The sequence below is a fragment of the Spirosoma aerolatum genome, assembly GCF_002056795.1.
GTDB classification, from domain to species: domain Bacteria; phylum Bacteroidota; class Bacteroidia; order Cytophagales; family Spirosomataceae; genus Spirosoma; species Spirosoma aerolatum.
Map to the genome: position 1 here is coordinate 4,888,756 of NZ_CP020104.1, position 20,382 is coordinate 4,909,137.

At 48.9% G+C, this 20,382-nt stretch carries 14 protein-coding genes; 11 read left to right on the top strand and 3 right to left on the bottom strand.

All coding sequences use genetic code 11. The features are described 5' to 3' along the window. Nucleotides 1-30 precede the first annotated feature (30 nt). A complete protein-coding gene (locus B5M13_RS20305) occupies nucleotides 31-1,461 on the top strand; it encodes a SusD/RagB family nutrient-binding outer membrane lipoprotein (RefSeq protein WP_080057400.1) in 1,431 nt (476 codons plus the stop codon). Nucleotides 1,462-1,568: 107 nt separating this feature from the next. Continuing rightward, entirely contained in the window at nucleotides 1,569-4,121 is a 2,553-nt protein-coding gene (locus B5M13_RS20310) for a PIG-L family deacetylase (protein WP_080057401.1), read from the top strand. Between the two features lie 122 nt (nucleotides 4,122-4,243). Here the strand turns inward: B5M13_RS20310 and nudK are convergent, their stop codons facing one another. After that, on the bottom strand, nucleotides 4,244-4,831 hold the full coding sequence (gene nudK, locus B5M13_RS20315; protein WP_080057402.1) for a GDP-mannose pyrophosphatase NudK: 588 nt from the start codon (nucleotides 4,829-4,831) through the stop codon (nucleotides 4,244-4,246). Nucleotides 4,832-4,885: 54 nt separating this feature from the next. On the opposite strand from nudK, the gene B5M13_RS20320 reads away from it, so the two are divergent. The 4 genes from B5M13_RS20320 (at nucleotide 4,886) to B5M13_RS20335 (ending at nucleotide 11,818) form a co-directional block, all read left to right on the top strand. Then, nucleotides 4,886-5,638, top strand: coding sequence for a DeoR/GlpR family DNA-binding transcription regulator (locus B5M13_RS20320; RefSeq protein ID WP_080060005.1), 753 nt, complete (start codon nucleotides 4,886-4,888; stop codon nucleotides 5,636-5,638). Nucleotides 5,639-5,810: 172 nt separating this feature from the next. Next, complete coding sequence (locus tag B5M13_RS20325) at nucleotides 5,811-9,662, top strand: hydantoinase B/oxoprolinase family protein (RefSeq protein ID WP_080057403.1); 3,852 nt, start codon at nucleotides 5,811-5,813, stop codon at nucleotides 9,660-9,662. A 2-nt stretch (nucleotides 9,663-9,664) separates the two neighbouring features. Next, nucleotides 9,665-10,408, top strand: a complete 744-nt coding sequence (locus B5M13_RS20330) for a class I SAM-dependent methyltransferase (RefSeq protein ID WP_080057404.1) — start codon at nucleotides 9,665-9,667, stop codon at nucleotides 10,406-10,408. A gap of 180 nt (nucleotides 10,409-10,588) precedes the next feature. Next, complete coding sequence (locus tag B5M13_RS20335) at nucleotides 10,589-11,818, top strand: ROK family protein (protein ID WP_080057405.1); 1,230 nt, start codon at nucleotides 10,589-10,591, stop codon at nucleotides 11,816-11,818. 68 nt (nucleotides 11,819-11,886) lie between these two features. Here the strand turns inward: B5M13_RS20335 and porX are convergent, their stop codons facing one another. Further along, the gene (porX, locus tag B5M13_RS20340; protein WP_080057406.1) at nucleotides 11,887-13,452 is read right to left on the bottom strand and encodes a T9SS response regulator signal transducer PorX; all 1,566 of its coding nucleotides are present in this window, start codon (nucleotides 13,450-13,452) and stop codon (nucleotides 11,887-11,889) included. Nucleotides 13,453-14,498: 1,046 nt separating this feature from the next. On the opposite strand from porX, the gene B5M13_RS20345 reads away from it, so the two are divergent. The 5 genes from B5M13_RS20345 to B5M13_RS20365 all read left to right on the top strand — a co-directional run bounded on the left by B5M13_RS20345 (nucleotide 14,499) and on the right by B5M13_RS20365 (nucleotide 19,155). Beyond that, the gene (locus tag B5M13_RS20345) at nucleotides 14,499-15,560 is read left to right on the top strand and encodes a ScyD/ScyE family protein (RefSeq protein ID WP_080057407.1); all 1,062 of its coding nucleotides are present in this window, start codon (nucleotides 14,499-14,501) and stop codon (nucleotides 15,558-15,560) included. A 252-nt stretch (nucleotides 15,561-15,812) separates the two neighbouring features. Further along, complete coding sequence (locus B5M13_RS20350) at nucleotides 15,813-16,976, top strand: LysM peptidoglycan-binding domain-containing protein (protein WP_080057408.1); 1,164 nt, start codon at nucleotides 15,813-15,815, stop codon at nucleotides 16,974-16,976. Nucleotides 16,977-16,979: 3 nt separating this feature from the next. Then, nucleotides 16,980-17,192 carry a hypothetical protein gene (locus B5M13_RS20355; RefSeq protein WP_080057409.1) on the top strand — a complete coding sequence of 71 codons (213 nt, stop codon included), beginning with the start codon at nucleotides 16,980-16,982 and terminating at the stop codon, nucleotides 17,190-17,192. Beyond that, entirely contained in the window at nucleotides 17,189-17,983 is a 795-nt protein-coding gene (locus B5M13_RS20360) for a TIGR02757 family protein (protein ID WP_080057410.1), read from the top strand. Before B5M13_RS20355 ends, B5M13_RS20360 begins: the two co-directional genes overlap by 4 nt. A gap of 122 nt (nucleotides 17,984-18,105) precedes the next feature. Continuing rightward, nucleotides 18,106-19,155: an aldose 1-epimerase gene (locus B5M13_RS20365; protein ID WP_080057411.1), complete on the top strand. Its 1,050-nt coding sequence runs from the start codon at nucleotides 18,106-18,108 to the stop codon at nucleotides 19,153-19,155. Nucleotides 19,156-19,623: 468 nt separating this feature from the next. Here B5M13_RS20365 and B5M13_RS20370 read toward each other — a convergent pair whose 3' ends face one another. Further along, nucleotides 19,624-20,181: an NADAR family protein gene (locus tag B5M13_RS20370; protein ID WP_245859407.1), complete on the bottom strand. Its 558-nt coding sequence runs from the start codon at nucleotides 20,179-20,181 to the stop codon at nucleotides 19,624-19,626. Nucleotides 20,182-20,382 lie beyond the last annotated feature (201 nt).

The following is a 20,382-nucleotide window of genomic DNA, read 5'->3' on the forward strand; positions in this document are numbered from 1 at the left end:
CCCGTCGTAATCCCCAAACTTCTTCAAACCATGAAAAAATTAGTTTCTCATAAAATCACTATCGCTTTCGTACTGATTACGTTACTCAGCAGTTGTAGCGATTTATTTAATGAGCCCAACATTAAAAACAATCCGAATGCGGTTACTGACGTCGATGTAGCCACCTTACTCTCGGGAACGCTGTTGGGGGTAGCCATGATCCATGAGGATACCGACGTGCGGATTGGGGCCATCTGGGCAGGTCAGTTGAATGGTCTGGCTCGTCAGCATCAGGGCTATGCCGATTATATTGTTTCTTCGCAGAATTTTAGCTGGAGTCCTTTATATCCTGCAGCCAGTCAGGCCCGTCTTATCCAGACCAAAGCCGATGCCGTTGGCGATAAGTGGACAAAAGGGATAGGTCAGGTCTTGGAAGCGCTATTAATTGCTAAGGCCACCGATTTCTACGGTGATGTCCCGTACAGCCAGGCCTTCGATGATGTAAAGTATCCGACCCCCACATTCGACAAGCAGGCCGATGTTTATACTGCCCTTCAGACGACGTTAGACAATGCCATTCAAAATCTGTCGGCACCGTCGGGTTTGGCAATTGCTTCTCAGGATTTTATCTATGGCGGGAATGTAGGTAAATGGAAAGCAGCCGCCTATACCCTGAAAGCAAGACTGTATCTACACGTAGGGGACTATGCCAAAGCCGTTACCAATGCCACGTCGGGGATCAGCAGTACTTCCGGAGATGCCCTGATTCCCCACGGCACCAGTCAGGGAGTGGATTATAATCAGAACTATGATTTCTTCCGGGTAAACCGGGCAGGTGATACGGGTTTCGATGGGGCTTATCTTCCCGTGCTGATGCAGTCACGTATTAAATCGGCTAATACAAAAACCGACGAAACATCGCTTTACAATCATTACTTCAAAGTCGGCATAACCGCAACGGGCAGTCTGGACCCTAACACGACAGATGGCGCTTTTACGGCCTCCTCTCCGCATCCCATCATTACGTATTATGAAAATCAGTTGATTCTTGCCGAAGCGCAGGCCCGTCTGGGCGTAACGGATAAAGCCCTGGATGCCCTTAATTCTGTCAGAAAAGGACTGACCAGCGGCTATATCAATGGGAAGACGATTTCGGCTACCGGCCTTAAATACGATGCCTATACGCTGAGTGATTTTGCGCCCACTGGTCTGGCGAATCCAACAAAGTTAGCAACGGTACAAACGGCCCTTCTCTATGAAATCATCAGCCAGCGGTATATTTTCCTGCTGATGCAATACGAGGCTTTTAACGACGTGCGTCGGCTTGAAAAAGCCACACCTGTTGTCCAGCTTCCTATCCCGTTATATACAGGCTCCCAAAAACCGGAACGGTTTATTTACCCACAGAATGAAGTAAACACGAATCCGAATGTGCCCAAGCCCTTGCCAGACCAGTTTACGAAAATCCCGATCTTCCAATAAATACGTTTAGTTGTTAGGTAATGCGGGTTAAAAGGCTATCCTTTTGGGGTAGCCTTTTCTATGCTTTCGTTGTAAATTTGTCCATTCCATCTTAACTGCTTCCGACTGTGTCGCTTCAAAAACGCCTACCCGTTCTGCTATCTGGCTTATTACTCTGCTTATCCTTATCCGCCCAAGTACCTTACGGCCCTATCAAACCGGCTCCGGCTGGCGAAATCCTATCGAATCTTAACAAGCTAAACGTATTGGGAACGGTACTCTACGTAGCCGCTCACCCCGACGACGAAAACACGCTATTTTTAGCTTACATGGCTAAAGGACGACTCGTTAGAACAGGTTATCTGGCCTTAACGCGAGGTGATGGCGGACAAAACCTGATTGGTGCCGAACAAGGCGAAAACATTGGCGTTATTCGTACCCAGGAATTACTAGCCGCCCGGCGTGTCGATGGCCCTGACCAGTTTTTCAGCCGGGCCTACGATTTTGGCTTTTCCAAATCAACCAACGAAGCCGTACGAACCTGGGGTCAGGACAAAGTACTGGCCGATGTGGTCTGGATCATCCGTAAGTACCAGCCCGATGTGATCATTACCCGGTTTCCACCCGATGCACGCGCGGGGCACGGGCACCACAGCGCATCGGGCTACCTGGGCGAAGAAGCGTTCAAAATCTCGAACGACCCGACCAAATTCCCAGAGCAACTAGCCTATGTAAAACCCTGGCAGGCTAAACGAATTCTCTGGAACGTCTTCATTCCAGGTGCTTTCATGAGCAATAAAAAACCCGACGAAGCCGGAAACCTGATCGGTATCGAAACGGGGTTATACAATTCATTACTCGGCAAATCGTATGGCGAAATAGCCTCCGAAAGCCGGAGCCAGCATAAGAGCCAGGGCTTTGGTGTAGCGCCTAACCGAAATGCCCGCATCGATTACCTGCTGTTGAAAGGCGGTGATCCAGTGGCAAAAGACCCGTTCGATGGCATTGATGTAAGCTGGAAACGGGTTAAAAACAGTGATGCTGTTCAGGCACAGGTTACGCAACTCATTTCGTCGTTCAAGGCCGACCAGCCTTCGGCTTCGGTTCCCGCACTGGTGCAGCTCTACGGGTCGCTCGGCAAGCTGGACACCACCAATAACTACGTAAAGATCAAACGTCAGGAAGTCCAAACACTTATTCAGCAATGCCTGGGCCTATGGATCGAAACCAACCCAACCGATTTTGCCGCTACGCCGGGTGAGACGGTCAAAGTATCTACGAACGTGGTAAGTCGGGAAGAGTATCCGGTTAAGCTGGTGAGCGTTCACTACTCAACCGGAAAGGATACCACCCTCAATCTGGCTTTGAAACCCAACGAAGTGGTGCAGTATCCAACCTCGCTCACAATTCCGAAAACGCAAAAAATTTCGCAACCCTACTGGCTCGAAAAGCCGATTGATAAAGGTTTGTTTCAGGTCGATAATCAGCAACTGATCGGTTTACCCGAAAATCCCCCAGCCGTAGCTGCCAGCTATACAGTCGAAATCAGTGGTCAACGTTTTGTGTATACGCGACCCGTCGTTTATAAATCAACCGACCCGGTCGATGGCGAGATTTACCGACCCTTTATCATCCAGCCCGACGTAACGGCCAACCTGACCGAACGGGTATTCACCTTCAGCGACAACACGCCCAAAACCGCTGATCTGGTCCTGAAAGCGGGTCGTGCCAATGTGTCGGGAACTTTAACTCTGACAGCTCCAACCGGCTGGCGCATCGAACCTGCATCGGTCCCGTTCTCACTGACCTACAAAGGCGATGAGCAACGAGTTACGTTTACCGTAGTACCAACGAATCAGGCTAAAGATGGCAAGTTACAGGCCAGCATGGCAACGTCCAGTGGCACATTCACGACCGGCTTGCGACAGATTGCCTACAAACACATTCCAACGCAAACGCTATTTCCTCCAGCCGAGGCCAAACTGGTAAAGCTGGACATCAAAGTAACAGCTAAGAACATCGGTTACATTGTGGGAGCGGGCGATGAAGTTCCGGCAGCCCTTCAGCAAATGGGCTGTAAAGTTACCATTCTTGGTCCTGCCGAACTCAATGGCAACCTGTCGGGCTTTGATGCGATTGTAGTGGGCGTTCGGGCGTACAACACCAACCAATGGCTGGCCCGTTACCAGCCCAAACTCCTGGATTACGTAAAAAATGGTGGTAATATGATCGTCCAGTACGTGACTCCCGGAAGTTCGTTTCTGCGAAATGACCCATCGTTGCCACAGCTTGGCCCCTACCCTTTCTCCGTTGGTGCTGAGCGGGTTACAGAAGAAGACGCGAAAATGACGTTTATCAATCCACAACACCCACTGCTCAACTATCCGAACAAAATTACCGATGCCGACTTCAACGGCTGGATTCAGGAGCGCGGGATTTACTTCGCGAAAGACTGGGATAAAGCATACGAGCCTATTTTCTCGGCCAACGACCAGAATGAAGCGCCCAAACAGGGAAGTTTACTCTACGCTACCTACGGTAAAGGGCATTTTATGTACACAGGACTCGTATTCTTCCGCGAACTACCTGCCGGTGTACCGGGAGCCTACCGTCTGTTTGCCAATATGATCTCGGCAACAGGTAGCCCAGCCGCGTCGGTATCAGGCTCACCACGTAAGTAGCTATCTTATTGTAGCATAGTCTTTTTTGTGGCGTCGGGTTGAGGAACCCGACGCCACAAGACAAATAACTTACTGAACATCTTCCAGAGTTCGGGACAGGCTTTTATTCAACAACTGATCGATTAGTTCAGTGAGTTTGTCAGTTGTTGCAAGCGCAGATACTGCAACAGCATGATTGTTTTGCCATCCATAATTTCGCCCCGGACCACCATATCTATTGCCTCACTGACAGGCAATTCAAGAATATCAATTTCTTCTTCGTCGATACCGCCACCAGCTAACCGTTCTGTATCGGCAGTGTAGTGAGCAATATAAAAAAACAGTTTTTCGGTCACTGAGCCGGGGCTCATGTAGGCTTCCATCACCTTCTGTACTGACTGGATTCGGTAGCCCGTTTCTTCTTCTGTTTCGCGTCGGATAGCATCATCGGGATGCTCATCGTCAAGTAATCCGGCGCAGGCTTCGATGAGCATGCCCGTTGGGTTCCCATTTACGAAGGTTGGTAATCGAAACTGGCGGGTCAGAATAACCGTGTCGGCCTGGGAGTTATAGAGCAAAATGGTAGCCCCATTACCCCGATCATACGCTTCCCGTTGCTGCGTTGTCCACTGCCCATTTTTACCCAGGTAATTAAATGTAAACCGTTTCAGAATGTACCAATTATCTGAAAGCAATTTCTCCTCCGTTATTTGTACGTGATCAGTAAGCATATGTTCAATTTTGTTAAATTTTGTTTATTTTTGTTCAAATCAAATCATTTACGAATGAATTTCCAAGAACGGAAAAGCCGAATTGTACAAACGGTCGAAGAACGGGGCTCGGTTGATGTGCGAGATCTAGCTGAATTACTGCAAACTTCTGAAATGACCGTTCGACGGGATTTGGCCCAATTGTCTGCTTCGGGTTTAATTTATCGGACGCACGGTGGCGCTATGAAAGTAAGTCTGGCTACGGATAAGCACCGTTTTGCCAATAAAACGGCCGTCAATGCTAAGCGCAAAGACTACATCTGTCAGTTGGCCGCCAACGAAATTCAGGAGGGGGACGTTATTTTTATGGATTGTGGAAGTACAGTTTTCCGGCTCTGCCCATTTATTCGGAACAAACGAATTACCGTCATTACCAACTCCCTGCCCGTTATAGCTGAATTAATGAGTTCGGAGGTAACGGTTAACCTGATTGGGGGTGAAGTGGATAAGGAACGACAGGCGGTGCACGGGCTGATTGCCGAAGAACACATGGCCCGCTACCAAGCCAACCGGGCTTTTATTGGCGTCGATGGTATTTCGCTGGCAAATGGTCTGAGTGCCAATAGTGAAAAGGAAGCCAGTACGGCCGTAGCGATGGCCCGCCAATCGGCCCAAGTCTACTTGCTCTGCGACTCGTCAAAGCTGGAGACCACCAAATATCTCCAGTTTGCTCCGTTGACTCTGTTCGATGTGTTGGTTACCGACAACGAAGCTTCACCCGATCTCTTGACTGCTTACCAACAAGCCGGGGTCAAGTTGCTATATTGATATATGGCTATAATTAGTCAATGAGGTTGTTAGCATCCCGTTATAAATACAAAGTTATTTTTTGTGAAAAAGCCCTGATTATTCAGGCTGGCTGGCTTACTTCGCTACAGCACAGTCTTAGTTTTGTCTTTTGAACTTCTTACGCGCTCCGTACAGAGGGCGTTAACGATATATGTACCAGATCTGGATCGACACGGGCGGCACGTTCACGGATGGTCTTGCGCTTGATCCCAACGGCACCTTACACCGTACCAAAGTACTCAGCAGCAGTCGTTTACGTGGGCAATTAATTCATAACAAATTGGTTGCTCCCTGGCTGACAGCCCCTATTTTCGACGGGTATCAGCTCCGTATACTCGAAACCAATGAGGTATATACCATTGAATCACTGGGTGTTGATGGCGGGTTAGTACTAAGTAATGCGGTGGTGTGGCATTCCGGCATCTCGTCTGCGATACATACAGTTGAACTGTTTACGGGCGAGGAAGCTCCCGTTTTAGCGGCCCGGCTCCTGACACAAACCCCTCTCAATCAACCCTTTCCAGCATTGGAGATGCGACTTGGCACCACAAAAGGTACGAATGCGCTGCTGGAGCGAAAAGGAGGGCGAATAGCCCTGCTGGTGACCAAAGGCTTTAAAGACCTGCTTAAAATCGGAACCCAGCAACGACCTAACTTATTCCAGTTGGCGATTCCTCCCGCCGAAGTTCTTTATGATACCGTTCTGGAAGTCGACGAACGGATAGCTGCCGATGGCCTGCCGCTGATACCGCTAACAGAGTCGATTTGCACCAGCCTGATTGACGAACTTCAGCAGCTAAAACCCGATGCGATTGCCGTATCATTTCTGAATGCGTACCGCAATCCAACTCATGAGCATCAACTCAGGGAAGTATTAACCCAAGCCGGGTTCAAATACATAACCCTATCGACCGATACGTCTGTAACGCCCCAATATGTGTCGCGCACGCAAACAGCTGTAGTCGATGCCTACCTGACCCCCGTTATGCGGTCGTATCTGGATAATGTGCAGCAGCAACTGGGCGGTAACCCGGTACGCATCATGACTAGTTCAGGCGGTCTGGCTCGAGCCGACCTGTTTCAGCCGAAAGATAGTCTGCTAAGTGGACCCGCAGGGGGCGTTATCGGAGCGGCTGACATTGGTAACCAACTCCATACTATCCGATCAACCGTAGGAATGCTTACGCTCGACATGGGTGGTACCAGCACCGACGTTGCCCGCATCCAAAACGGATTAGACTACCGTTTTTCGACCAAAATCGGCCCGTTCGATTTGCAGCTCCCTTCGCTGGCCATCGAAACGGTAGCGGCTGGCGGTGGGTCAATCTGCTGGTTCGAAAGTCACGGTGCTACATCGGGCCAATTACGCGTTGGGCCTCACAGTGCCGGTGCCAACCCTGGCCCAGCCTGCTATGGCGCTGGTGGCCCACTGACCATTACCGACGTTAATCTGCTACTTGGCAAACTCCATCCGAAGCAATTTGGCATTCCGGTTTTCCCCGAAAAAGCGCAGGCTGCTCTGGAAGAGATTTTGCACCAAGTGGAGCAAAAAACAGGAAGCCAGACAGACGCCTTCAGCCTACTCCGTGGTTTCGAACAAATCGCCAACGAAACAATGGCCGGGGCCATTCGGAAGATTTCCGTATCGCGCGGATTCGATCCAAAAGATTATAGTTTACTGGTATTTGGTGGTGCTGGTGGATTACACGGTTGTGCGATTGCCCAGTTGCTGGGAATAGAACAACTTATTTTACCCTTCGACGGCGGCTTACTCAGTGCCTACGGGATTGGCCAGGCCCAAATCGAACGGCTGGCTTCACGCTCAGTCTTACAGCTACTGGCAACTGTGGAACACGAGCTGCCAGCCATTAGTAGTAGTCTGACCGATACAGCTACCGAAACGCTACAGCAGGATGTCGGCCAGCAAGTAGCCGTCGAAACAAAATCGATTACAGTATTTCTGCGCCTGCTAGGCCAGGAGTCCACCGTCGATGTCCCGATAAGCGACAATCTGGAAGCTGACTTTCGGCACAAATACCAGCATCTTTATGGCCACTTCCCTGAAAACCGATCCATTGAGGTCGAGAGTGTCCGCGTGATGGTCAGCACGACTTCTCCCCATCAGGGTATAAACAGTGCTCCGGTTAGCCATCGGCATGCATCACCCACCTTTACGACCGATGCTTATCCAGCCTATGACTGGACGCAGTTGCAGGAGGGCGATACATTCCGGGGCCCTGCCTTATTGCTCAATACCACCTCTTCGGCCTTCATCGAACCCGGCTGGCGAGTCATTGTTCAGGCCAATAAAAATGCCCTTGTCGACTACATCGCAGACTACGAAGAAGACCTAGATTTTCAGGAGAAGACCGATGTAGATTCGAAACAGGAGGCAGGCCGACAGGGTCGTGAAGTCATTCAGCTTGAGTTATTTACGCAGCGCTTCCGGGCTATCGCCGAAGAAATGGGCGCTCAATTGCAGCGAACAGCGTTTTCGGTAAATGTCAAAGAACGGCTTGATTTCTCCTGTGCGTTGCTGAACGAAAAAGCCGAACTGGTTGCCAACGCCCCTCACATTCCGGTCCATCTGGGTAGTCTGGGTATTTGTGCCCAACTGGTTTTGCATGCCCTGCCTCCGCTCGAACCCGGCGATGTCGTTATCACAAATCATCCCAAGTATGGGGGCTCTCACCTACCCGACCTAACGCTCCTGAGTGGCGTATTTACCGACGATAATCAACTGATTGGCTACGTAATCAACCGGGCTCACCACGCCGAAATCGGTGGAAAAGTACCGGGATCGATGCCCCCCGATGCCGTATCGCTGGTTGAAGAAGGTGTAGTGCTGGAGCCGACATACGTAGTAAAAAATGGTCAGTTTTTGTGGGATGCAGCACTAGCCGATCGGTTTACCAACTGCCCTTATCCTACTCGTTCGCTGGCCGAAAACAAAGCCGACATCGAAGCCGCTCTGGCCTCGCTCCGAGCCGGTGAACAGGCGTTGCAAACCCTTGTCCGACAACACGGACTGGCCACCATCCATCAGTACATGAGCCGCCTTCAGCAATCGGCAGCCGATGCGATCACGGCTGTTTTAAAACCACTAAATGGGCAGGTTTTCGAGGCCGATGAATCGCTGGACGACGGACATCAGATTCGGTTAAAAATTACCATTTCGACCAGCAATGAGGCTGATCCAAATCTGGGTCAGCCGCGTATTCGCTTCGACTTTACCGGAACCTCTGGTGTTCACCCGAACAACCTGAACGCAAATATATCCATTCTGTACAGTGCCGTTTTGTATGTACTACGGCTATGGTGCGGACGCGACATTCCCCTAAATGAAGGGCTGATGGCTCCCGTGGACCTCATTCTTCCAGCATCCTCTTTCCTGAATCCCATTTTTCCCGATGACGGTAACGAAGGATCATCCGCCCAATGCCCGGCTGTTGTTGGAGGTAATACCGAAGTCAGCCAACGCCTGGTCGATACACTGCTGAAAGCGCTGGGCCTAGCCGCCTGTAGCCAGGGAACCATGAATAATTTTCTATTTGGCAACGCTAATTTTGGCTATTACGAAACCATTGGTGGGGGTGCCGGAGCTACCGATGGCGCTGATGGGCGTTCGGCTATCCACCAGCATATGACCAATACCAAACTTACTGATCCCGAAGAACTGGAACGACGCTACCCCGTCCGGCTTCATCAATTCAGCATTCGTACCGGCTCCGGTGGCGATGGGCAAAGGCGAGGTGGCGATGGCATCGTTCGCGAAATCGAATTTTTACAGCCTGTTCAGGCTACGCTCCTGAGCCAACACCGCGTGATAGCTCCGTATGGCCTCCAGGGGGGCGATGCCGGACAACCTGGTCGGCAATGGGTAAGGTTATTGAATGGCACCGAAGAGCCGCTACCGGGCATCTTCACCCGAACCATGCAGCCCGGCGAACGCATCCGAATCGAAACACCCGGTGGCGGTGGAGTTGGTAAACGAGGAAACTAAATATGGCCTTTCAAAAACCCGAGTCATCCCAATCAATTTACGAGCCTGAATTTGTTGAAAAGCTTTTCAACGAAATGAGCCTTACCTACGAGCGTATGAATACGATTACCTCGTTTGGCTTTTCGAATCGATGGCGTCGGCAATGCGTGTTTGAACTAGCTATTCAGCCGGGGCAGGTTGTGGTTGACCTGATGACAGGTATGGGCGAAACCTGGGACTACATCTGTCAGCGAATTGGGCCTGATGGCATGTTGATTGGGGTTGATTTTTCAGCAGGGATGCTCCAATACGCGGATCAGAAACGACAACGAAAGCGATTTGCTCAGCATACGATTCACCTCTACAAACAAAACGTATTGGCGGGAACGTTACCAGACCAATCGGCTGATCATGTGATTGTTTCATTCGGACTTAAAACCTTCAATAGCGACCAAATCAACCAGTTAGCCCAGGAAATAAACCGGATTCTTAAACCGGGCGGCCAGTTTTCATGCATCGAAGTTTCTGTCCCCAGGCCCACGCTGCTTCGGGCACTCTATATCTTCTATCTGCGCCGGGTTATTCCTGTTCTCGGTGCTGTATTTCTGGGTAACCCGGAAACGTATCGCATGCTGGGAATTTATTGTACGGAGTTTAAGAATACACAACAGGCTCAACAACTCTTTCAGAAAGCAGGGCTATCCTGCCGTACCACACGTTATTTCTTCGGATGCGCTTCAGGGATTGTAGGCAAAAAGTCTATTTAAGCAACTACTTATTGTAACGAATAAGCCTTCAGAAAGGAATGATTTAAAACTTTACTATCTTTAGTGCCTTGCTATCTACTCAACACACAATTATTTAATTAAGCAATCACCCCATCGACGGGTCTTAAGCGACGTATGAATCACTTTCTTATGTTCAAACGTCTCATCTGTCTGTAGTCAATGAATGCTACCGTTATGTCCGACGACTCACTGGGTCAACAGTCGGTGGTTGATTATAAAAAAAAGCAAAAACAGCGTAAAGCCCTTGCCTATCTGTATTATGAAGGCAACAGCACACTGGCCCAACTCACAAAGATGTTGCATGGCAGCGTTCCTTCTGTAACGGGTCTGATCGAAGAACTGATTGATGATCAATGGGTATCGCCAATCGGCATAGCGATTGGGAGCAATGGTCGGCGCCCGGTGTTGTTTGGTCTGAATACAAAACGTAATTATATCGCCATACTCGACGTAAGTACACACGACACCAAAGTTCTACTGATGGATGCTCGTCGTAATTTGGTTTTTCGTGAAGACTATCCCTTCCGAATCGTCGATAACCCAACCTTTTTACCGTCGCTGGTACAGTGTTTTAGGAACGCTCTGGCGACTTCCGGACTGAGCGACAGCGATATACTAGCCATTGGAATCTCTATGCCAGGGCTCATTGATGCACACCGTAGCTTAAATCTTACCTATAAAAGTCTTAACCCTGCTAATACCTCATTAGCTAACTGGTTCTCTAAACAGACCGGCAAGCCCGTTTATCTAATCAACGACACCAAAGCCACCGTACTGGGAGAAAGCCGTTTTGGCCGGGCAAAAGGCAAAAAACAAGTGCTCGCCATCAATATTGACTGGGGTGTCGGGCTGGGTATTGTTGTCAATGGTGAAGTCTTCCAGGGGGCAAGTGGCTTTGCAGGCGAGTTAGGTCATATTCAGGTTGATCCGGCTGGAGAACTTTGCCATTGCGGGAAAATCGGTTGCCTGAATACCATCACATCCGCTTCGGCGCTGGTTAGCCGGGCGAAACGCGATATTCTGGCCGGGCAACCCTCTAAGCTGGCAGGTTTTCGTGAGCGGATAGAAGAGCTCGATATTGATGAGCTGATTCTTGCGGCTCAGCAAGACGATATGTATGCTATCCAAATCCTGAACGAAGCCGGTTTCCAGCTAGGAAAAGGGTTGTCGGTAGCCATCAGCCTGCTCAATCCTGAAATGATTGTTGTGGATGGCATACTTGCTAAAGCATCCACCTTCATTCTGACCTCTATCGAGCAAGCCATCCGACAGTATTGCCTGGGTGATTTTCAAAATGATCTGCGCATCGAAGTTACCCAGCTCAACGGGGCCGCCAACTGGCTAGGTACCCATGCCTATGTAATGGAAAATAGTATCGCTACGCTCTAAAGATGTAGGTAGCGTGAGTGCATCCGTTTCGTCAGCGAATCACCCACGCCACCAATTAGTTATGTCTATTACTTTGCTCGTAAAAAGGCAAACGGAATAATCATTTCCTCCAGCGATACTCCTCCATGCTGGAATGTATTGCGGTAGTGATTCACGTAGTAATTATAATTGTTCGGATACGCGAAGAAGTAATCTTCCAGGGTGAAAACGTATGCCGTCGATACGTGAGGTTTCGGCAGGAACAACCGTTCGGGTTTACGGCCAACAAACAGGTGATCTTCGTCGAATCCGAGGTTTTTACCCTGTTTATAGCGCAGATTGGTATTCGTTTCGCGATAGCCCACAATTTTGGCCGGTTTCTGGACCCGAATCATGCCATGGTCCGTTGTTACGATGAGTCGTCCACCTTTGGCCGCAATCTTCTGGACAAACTCCAGCAGGGGTGAATGCAGGAACCACGAACGAGTGATCGACCGATAAGCCGATTCGTCGGGAGCTAGTTCTTTAATCATGGCCATGTCGGTGCGGGCATGCGACAGCATATCCACAAAGTTATAAACCACCACGTTCAACTGGTTCTGAAACAGGTTATTGAAATTATCGACCAGTGCTTTGCCCTGATTCACGTTTAGAATCTTGTTATACGACATCTTTACATTCAGGCGGCTCTGATCGAGCTGTCGTCGCAGAAACTCTTCTTCGTGGTTGTTCAACCCCTCGTCTTCACTATCATCATTCACCCAAAGATCGGGGTGTTTGCGCTCCATCTCGCTGGGCATCATGCCTGAGAAAATAGCATTTCGGGCAAAGCCGGTCGTTGTCGGCAGAATAGAGTAGTACGAGGTTTCTTCTTCCACCGTAAAATATTCGGCCAGGATCGGCTCAATAACTTTCCACTGATCGTAACGTAGATTATCGACCAGGATAAAGAACAGCGGGGCCTGGTTACCGCCCTGGTTCAGTAATGGAAACACCTTTTTTCGCATCAGTTGATGCGACATGATCGGGCTGCTCATTTTCGGATCGTTCAGCCAGTCTTCATAATTATCGATCACGAACTTGCAGAATTCGGCATTGGCTTCGCTTTTCTGCATGTTCATCACTTCCGACATACTCCGGTCCTGCGATCCATCCAACTCCAGTTCCCAATAGATTAACTTTTTATAGACATCCGCCCACTCGTCAAAATCCATCCGGTCGTTATACTGCATGGATATATTCCGAAAGTCCTGCTGATATCCGATGTTCGTTCGTTCGGTAACGAGCCGCTTATTGTCCAGTATCTTTTTAACTGACAGCAGAATTTGATTGGGATTCAGGGGCTTTATTAAATAATCGGCAATTTTTGAGCCGATAGCTTCCTCCATTATATGCTCCTCCTCACTCTTCGTAATCATTACGACGGGTAGGTTCGGACGCATTTGTTTGATTTGGGAAAGGGTTTCCAGACCAGTCATCCCCGGCATCATCTCGTCGAGGAAAACGACATCGTAATTGTTGTTTTCTACTTCATCCAACGCATCGGCCCCGCTATTCACAGAGGTGACATCATATCCCTTATTTTTCAAAAATAGGATATGGGGTTTCAGCAAATCTATTTCGTCATCGGCCCAGAGTATCGAGTAATTTTGCATGTGTTCAGTTGGTGGTTTATTCGTCTGAATTTCGTTCGGCCTATATGGCAATACAAACGAAACTGTTTCATCTAGTTTAACTGGAAACGTCCGGTTGTGTTTTAGCAGTTCATAATTAAGGTTTTTTAAGATAAAAGCATACTAAAGCCAGTTGAACGCCCCAGATCCTATTTTGACTAGGTATGGTATGGTTGTAAGGAAGACGGAAAACCACGCCTTTAGTTGACTAGAGCAGGTTTCCATCTGCGTTACACAGGCAACTATCCGCTCATCATCTCCTTGTTTTTATACACATCAAGTCTATTAAATTTAAAACTTGATACCATCATCCATTACTTTCTACCCGATATAGCATCTAATACAATGCGATTGGCTTACTGTCAGTTAAGTAAGCACAGTTACGGTGGATATTCAAACGCCCGATCAGTTGTATCGGGCGTTTTTTGTAAGAAATAACCTGTTCGGTAGATATAACGAGTAGGATTGGCGTTTTAATCTATTTTTAATGTAATTAGAGAAGGTCTTTGGAAAGCACTTAGGTTGAGAATAAAATGCCTGACTTCGTTTGAGGTCAGGCATTTTTCATAAATAGCTTCTTACTATCAGCGTTATTCGTTTGAATTAAATTCTGATTATAATGATTTGTGGGCCAGAACATTACTTTCAACAGCCCGTACTTATTCAAGAGAAATCGTTTCGTGTGAATAATAGTGATGACCCATAAGCTCGGATTCGCCATTGAAGTCCGGGCTTATTTTATTTTGCTCCATACATACATAAAAGGCAATGGCTTATCACTCACCTTACCTGAGGGTAGCAGCTTCAAGTGCCAAGTTCCAATCCCTTATCTTACCTGGTCGGTCGGTTTACTTGTACTGGATCGGCTGCGCCTGACGACCGTTCACTCAAAATCTCGTCACTAAAGGCCCGTATAATCAACTCTTTAGGTCGATTTCCGCATCTATATCACATTACTATTTACTTTGTATACTTTCTACAAAGTACTTATTGACCACTAATCTCAATCACTTTATTTTAAGGCTACTATGTTCCCGAAACGCTACTATTTCCCTTCCATGCTAACCCTGATGATCGTTAGCATTATTGTTTTTGGCGTTGCCAGTTGCGTGATACAGGACCACCGAATTCCCAGCCCAGAAGGTCTGACAGCCGCTCAGGGGCCACCTTTTGCCTCTGGATTAAAATCGCCCATTGGCCTTACCGATGATCCTAAAGGCAATCTGTGGGTTACCGAAGCTGGTAGTGGCACGGTCAATAATGGCCAGGTAACAGTCATTACGCCAGCAGGAGCTATGTATCCCGCTATTACCGGCTTTGTCTCGGCTATCAGCCCCGAAAATTCGCCGGAGGGTCTCAACCATCTGGCCTACAGAGACGGTAAGCTGTATATCCTGCACGGTGTAGAAGAAAAACTTTACATTGTTGATATTTCGGGTTTCGTTCCGGGCGTCAGTTCACCTATTTCAGCCAGCACCCTCACTGGTTTTGATATAGGCACCTTCGTTCGCAAAGCCCACACCAACGCACCTGACCCGGAAGACTCGAATCCGTATAACCTTACCTTTGGCCCCAATGGCGATCTGTTCATAACCGACGCGGGTGGTAACGCTATTATTCGCCGGGATAAAACAACGGGTAACCTGAGTGTATACGCTATTTTCCCCGATACCCCCAATCCAGGCTTTCCGGGCGCTCCGGGTCCTCCTACGCTCGATCCTGTACCGACCGGCATTGTCTTTGATGGCTCGAACTTCTTCGTCACGTCGCTGGTCGGATTTCCGTTCCCCGCTGGGCAATCAAAAATATACCAGGTGGCTGGTGCAGGTACGCCCCCCCTTTCGCCATCTATCTACAAGTCAGGTTTTTCGGGCTTGACCGACTTAACGTTCACATCGGGAGGTCAGTTGCTGGTTACGGAATTTGGCTTTTCGACCACGGCTCGGGTAGCCAGCGGTGACGATCCGAATAAGACGTTGTTTTCGCCAGCCATCACCCCTGTCGACATTCTGTTAAGCTCGTCCGGTACAGATACCTATTATGTGCTGTACTACGGTCCTGGAATTATCGTTAAGATGACTGCCAAGTAAGACCAGCCTATTACCTTATACGCTAATGCCCGCTACTGTTATAGTAGCGGGCATGTTTTTTTACACTATACGTTGATTTTTAATTCTTTAAGGCAGTCTTTGAACTCTATCATAGAACTCCTGTTTGATCGAATAAATACATATACTGCACATTTCTGGTAAATTCAGGTGTACATTTACCTATATTTCACTAAATAAACCGTTTATATAGCTGACTACCGACTACGGATACGTTTGGCTGCGTATAAACCCATGAAAACGATTTCCCTCTATTCAACGCTGTTGCTTTTAAGTGGATCTATTTGCTCGAGTCTTCCTTCAGCGCGGGCAACTACTGTAAACATCGTTCACACCTTTAGCACTGATTCCCTTCGTATTGAGAAAAAAGATGGAAAGCGGTTTATCGTACACCGGGTCGATGAAGGGCAAACACTTTACGCGATTTCCCGAAAATACAAACGATCAGTTGCCGAGATTAAAGCCGCCAATCCCGAAATGAAAGACGCTGTTCGCTACGATCAGCTTATTCTGATTCCGGTTCCCGACGGAACGCTGAGCCGAAAAGAAGAAAAGGTCATTGATAAAGCGATAAAAAAACAGGAAAAAGAAGCCAAACGAGAAGCCCGCGAGCGAGAGAAAGAAACAGAAAAAGTTACAGAAGCAAAACCCGTAGCCAAAGCGGAAAAAATCCCTGAAAAAGAAGTCAAAAAATCAGACGATCCGGCTCAGTCGGGCATCCACGTCGTTGAAGCAGGGCAAACCCTGTATAGCCTTGCGAATCGATATGGCGTATCGCAGGCCGATATTCGCAAATGGAACAACCTGCCCGGCAATAATGTACTCATCGGCCAGCCACTGATTGTTTCGGAAAAAGCGTATCAGGACCGTACCCCATCCAATTCGGTAGTCACCACCAAATCGCCTGATGCGCCAAGCCGCCCAACACCCGCTCATCCGGTCGATACAAACACCAATGAGTCGCGCCCCCACGAGTCCCGCCCTACTCCTCACACTGAACCCAAATCAGACCACCGAAACGAAAACGATACACCTACCCGTCCGTCGGCAACCGGAACGAAGCCTTCCGAACCCGAGCCGGAACCGCCCCGTCCAGGCAACGACGCCCCCATGCCAACCCAGGGCCGTCGCATTTCATCAAGTGGTGTTGCCGAAATGATTGAAGGTACCGATGGATCAGGTAAATACCTTGCCCTGCACCGCACTGCCCCTATTGGAACGCTGGTACAGGTCCGAAACGAGTTCAATAATCAAAGCTTATGGGTAAAAGTCATTGGGCGGCTACCCAATACCGGGATTAACGACAAGATTCTGATTAAGCTCTCAAGTCAGGCTTTCGCGAAACTTTCGCCCGAGGATCGGCGTTTTCGGGCAGAGGTAAGTTATATAGTGCGATAAGTTATGGAAACTAAAGAAGAAAGGATTGCCCGAAGACACCGGGAGCGCGATGAGGAGATGAAAGCTTCGCCCGGCTACATCACCTTCAGTATTATGTTTACCCTGGCCTATCCATTCATTGCCGTTTTTACCTTTGTCATGTCTACTCTACTGGCTATCTTTTCTGGCATTTCACGTGCCTTAGCCTGGATTGTTAGTGGTGGAAAAAGTAAATGAGCCCCGTCAATTTTTCGTCCATAAAGATTTTTTTAGATGCAAAGGCCGATCAATACAATCGGCCTTCGTTCATTGAGCGCGATCCGATCAGCATCCCCCATCGATTCAGCCAGAAGCAGGATATTGAAATCATGGGATTCTGGGCGGCCGTCCTGGCCTGGGGACAACGCCCCGTAATTCTGAAAAAATCGGCTGAACTTGTTGACCTCATGGACGGCGCACCTTACGATTTCATTCGGAATCATCAGGAGAGTGATCTAAAGCGTTTTCTATCATTCAAACACCGCACGTTCAACCCAACCGATGCTCTCTATTTCCTTCACTTTTTCCGCCAATATTACCAGCAGCACGAGTCGCTGGAAGATGCTTTTTTGCCGGATAAGGCCGTTCAATCAGATACAACCCCAACCGTCGAAACAGGTCTGATTGCCTTTCACGACCATTTTTGTGGCCTTACCGACTTTTTCCCCGAGCGTACCCGGAAGCACATTGCCACACCAATCCGCAACTCATCCTGCAAGCGGCTTCTCATGTTTCTGCGCTGGATGGTTCGTCATGACGATCGGGGGGTTGATTTTGGTTTATGGCCCCGTATCCGACCTGAGCAGCTGGTAATTCCTATTGATGTACATGTTAACCGGGTAGCCCGCCAATTAGGGTTGCTGATCCGCCCGCAAACCGACTGGAAAGCCGCTTTGGAACTGACCGAAACCCTTCGTCAATTCGACCCATCGGACCCCGTCCGCTACGATTTTGCCCTGTTTGGTCTCGGCGTTGAAGGCGAAATGTAAACCCTATAGCCGATCTACCTACCTTTATTCCAATTCTCATTTTTTGTTGGGATTAATAAAGGTTAATAAACAAACATTGGCCAAAACGGATTACCCAAATACGAACTTGTCACACGAACAGGATGCCATTTCAGATCACTACCCAACCATTTGGCCCTCTACCGACGGGCAGTACTCCACTTACCGAATACATGCTTGAACACACCGAAACCGGTGAATTCATTACGGTAATACCAGAATTTGGTGCAATTCTGCGTCGATTAGTCCTTCGAAAAGGCGATCATCTGTTCGCACTGATTCAGGCCCCGGAATCCCCTCAGGCGCTACTGGCCGACGAAAGCTATGCCAGTGCATTCCTGTATCCTTTTGCCAGCCGGATTCGACATGGCATTTACCAGTTTGACGGGACCGACTATGCCGTAAAAATGAACGAAGTTCACCGCGACAATGCTATACACGGTTTTGTTCATGGGCGTCCTTTCACGGTGGTCAATGAAGAAGTGACCTCAACGCATGCTCAACTAGTTCTTCGCTATTCGTATGAGGGTGATACATTCGGCTATCCATTTCCCTTCGTCCTGACCGTTACATACCAATTGACTCAGGCAAATCGGCTCCTGCACGGCAGCAACCCCGCCAGCGATCGAATGTGTGCGCTGAAAATCAGCTACACGGCCCAGAATACGGGAACAACGCGGGCCCCCGCTGCCTTCGGATGGCACCCCTATTTTACATTTACCGAAGACGCTGAACGAACGGCTGAGTTTGTTGACGGAATGACACTCGCATTGCCAGGCCGAACCGCTATTGTACTCGACGACCACCTGATTCCTGTCAGTCATTACCCATTTCAGCCTGCCGAAGTCATCGACCTCCACAAACGTCAGTTAGATACGCCATTTCTGATCACGCCAACCAGCCTGCCAACCGACAGTGAGTCTTTCGCTGAAACCATTCTAACGTCAGGAGAAACAGGGGCACGGCTAATTGTTGGACAACAAACCGGCGAAGGGAAACTGAATTACCTAGTATGCTATACTCCACCCCGACGCGACAGTATTGCCATTGAACCTCAAACGGCTAATGTAAATGCGTTCAACAATGGTGAAGGTTTAGCCGTTCTCTCTCCTGGCGACACGCTTTCCGGTACCATCTGGGTGCGACTGGATTAGATTATCGGCCGAAAAAGTATCCTGCGTCACCGGGAAGAATAGCAGCGCGGAGCGAATCACTAATGCACACATCCGCTTTTCAGACTGGCGCGAAGCTTATCGCTACGTTTGTCAAGCTCACCGATTAGTGGTTAATTTGTCGAACGCTACGTCCCTAACTCGCTTTTGGCTTCCAAACCGGGGCGACTCTCGCGTCGCATGCGGCCCAACTCCGGCGTTTCTCGTGTCAGCCGAGGCTGGCCAACAAACCGAAAAACTTCCCTAACGAGCCGTGCAGCTTGTCACACACTAGACCTGACCGCTACGTTATTGGCTGTTTGGTCCACCCAACGACCGCGAGGGCTGATGGATGATGGAGCTAATCACCTGAACACTCGTACCTGCTACCTTTACACCCTTTCTCGGTTGGGCTGCTTTGGTGGACCTTGCGGCCTGCATCCTGTCGCACGAAAGCCACCCATGCGGAGCTTACTTTTTAAGCAAGTCTCGTACTTCCATCAGAGCAAAGCCCAGCAAATTTAATCCGTTCCACCGCTTAGGATTCTCAGCCTTGTCGCTGTCAGCCGCCAGACCAATACCCCAAATTTTGTCTACCGGACTGGCTTCAACTAATACTCTCTCTTTGGTTTTGACCAAGAACTCTTTAAGGTCTTGATGTTGAGTGAATTTCTGTAGACTGCCCTCAACTACGATCTCAAAGCGTTTGCTGTTCCAAATGGCTTCATCAAAGTTATGAACTTGCCTACCAAGTGTTTTGGCTTCGGCTGGCGATTTGGCAACGATGATTTTTTCATAAACTTCTTGGTCACCAAATAGCAAGGCTTTTTGGGCCATCATCCAATGCTCTGCCGTGTTGTATTTGACCTTGTCAACGATAAACGGTGATGTCCACCACTGGCTAAAACAAGACGCTATCAAATCACCAGTTTTACTTTTCTGATGCCCCCAAAAGAACAAGTATTTAATTCGTCTCCCTCGTTCAAAATTTTCTATCAGCCACTCTAAACTGTATGTCATTTCAGTCATTTTCTTGTCACGCGGAACCCAGCTTTGATGTTGGCTTGGTCTATACAGGTGTCCATTTTGTCGACCGAAACTCAGAGATGGAAGCAAAATGCTGCCTCACGGGACGTGCAATCTGTCGCCGAGACGCTGGCAATTAAGTACTGCTTTGGCCTGCACCCAACGACCACAGGGGCTGATGGCTCCAGAAGTTGCTTGAAACCA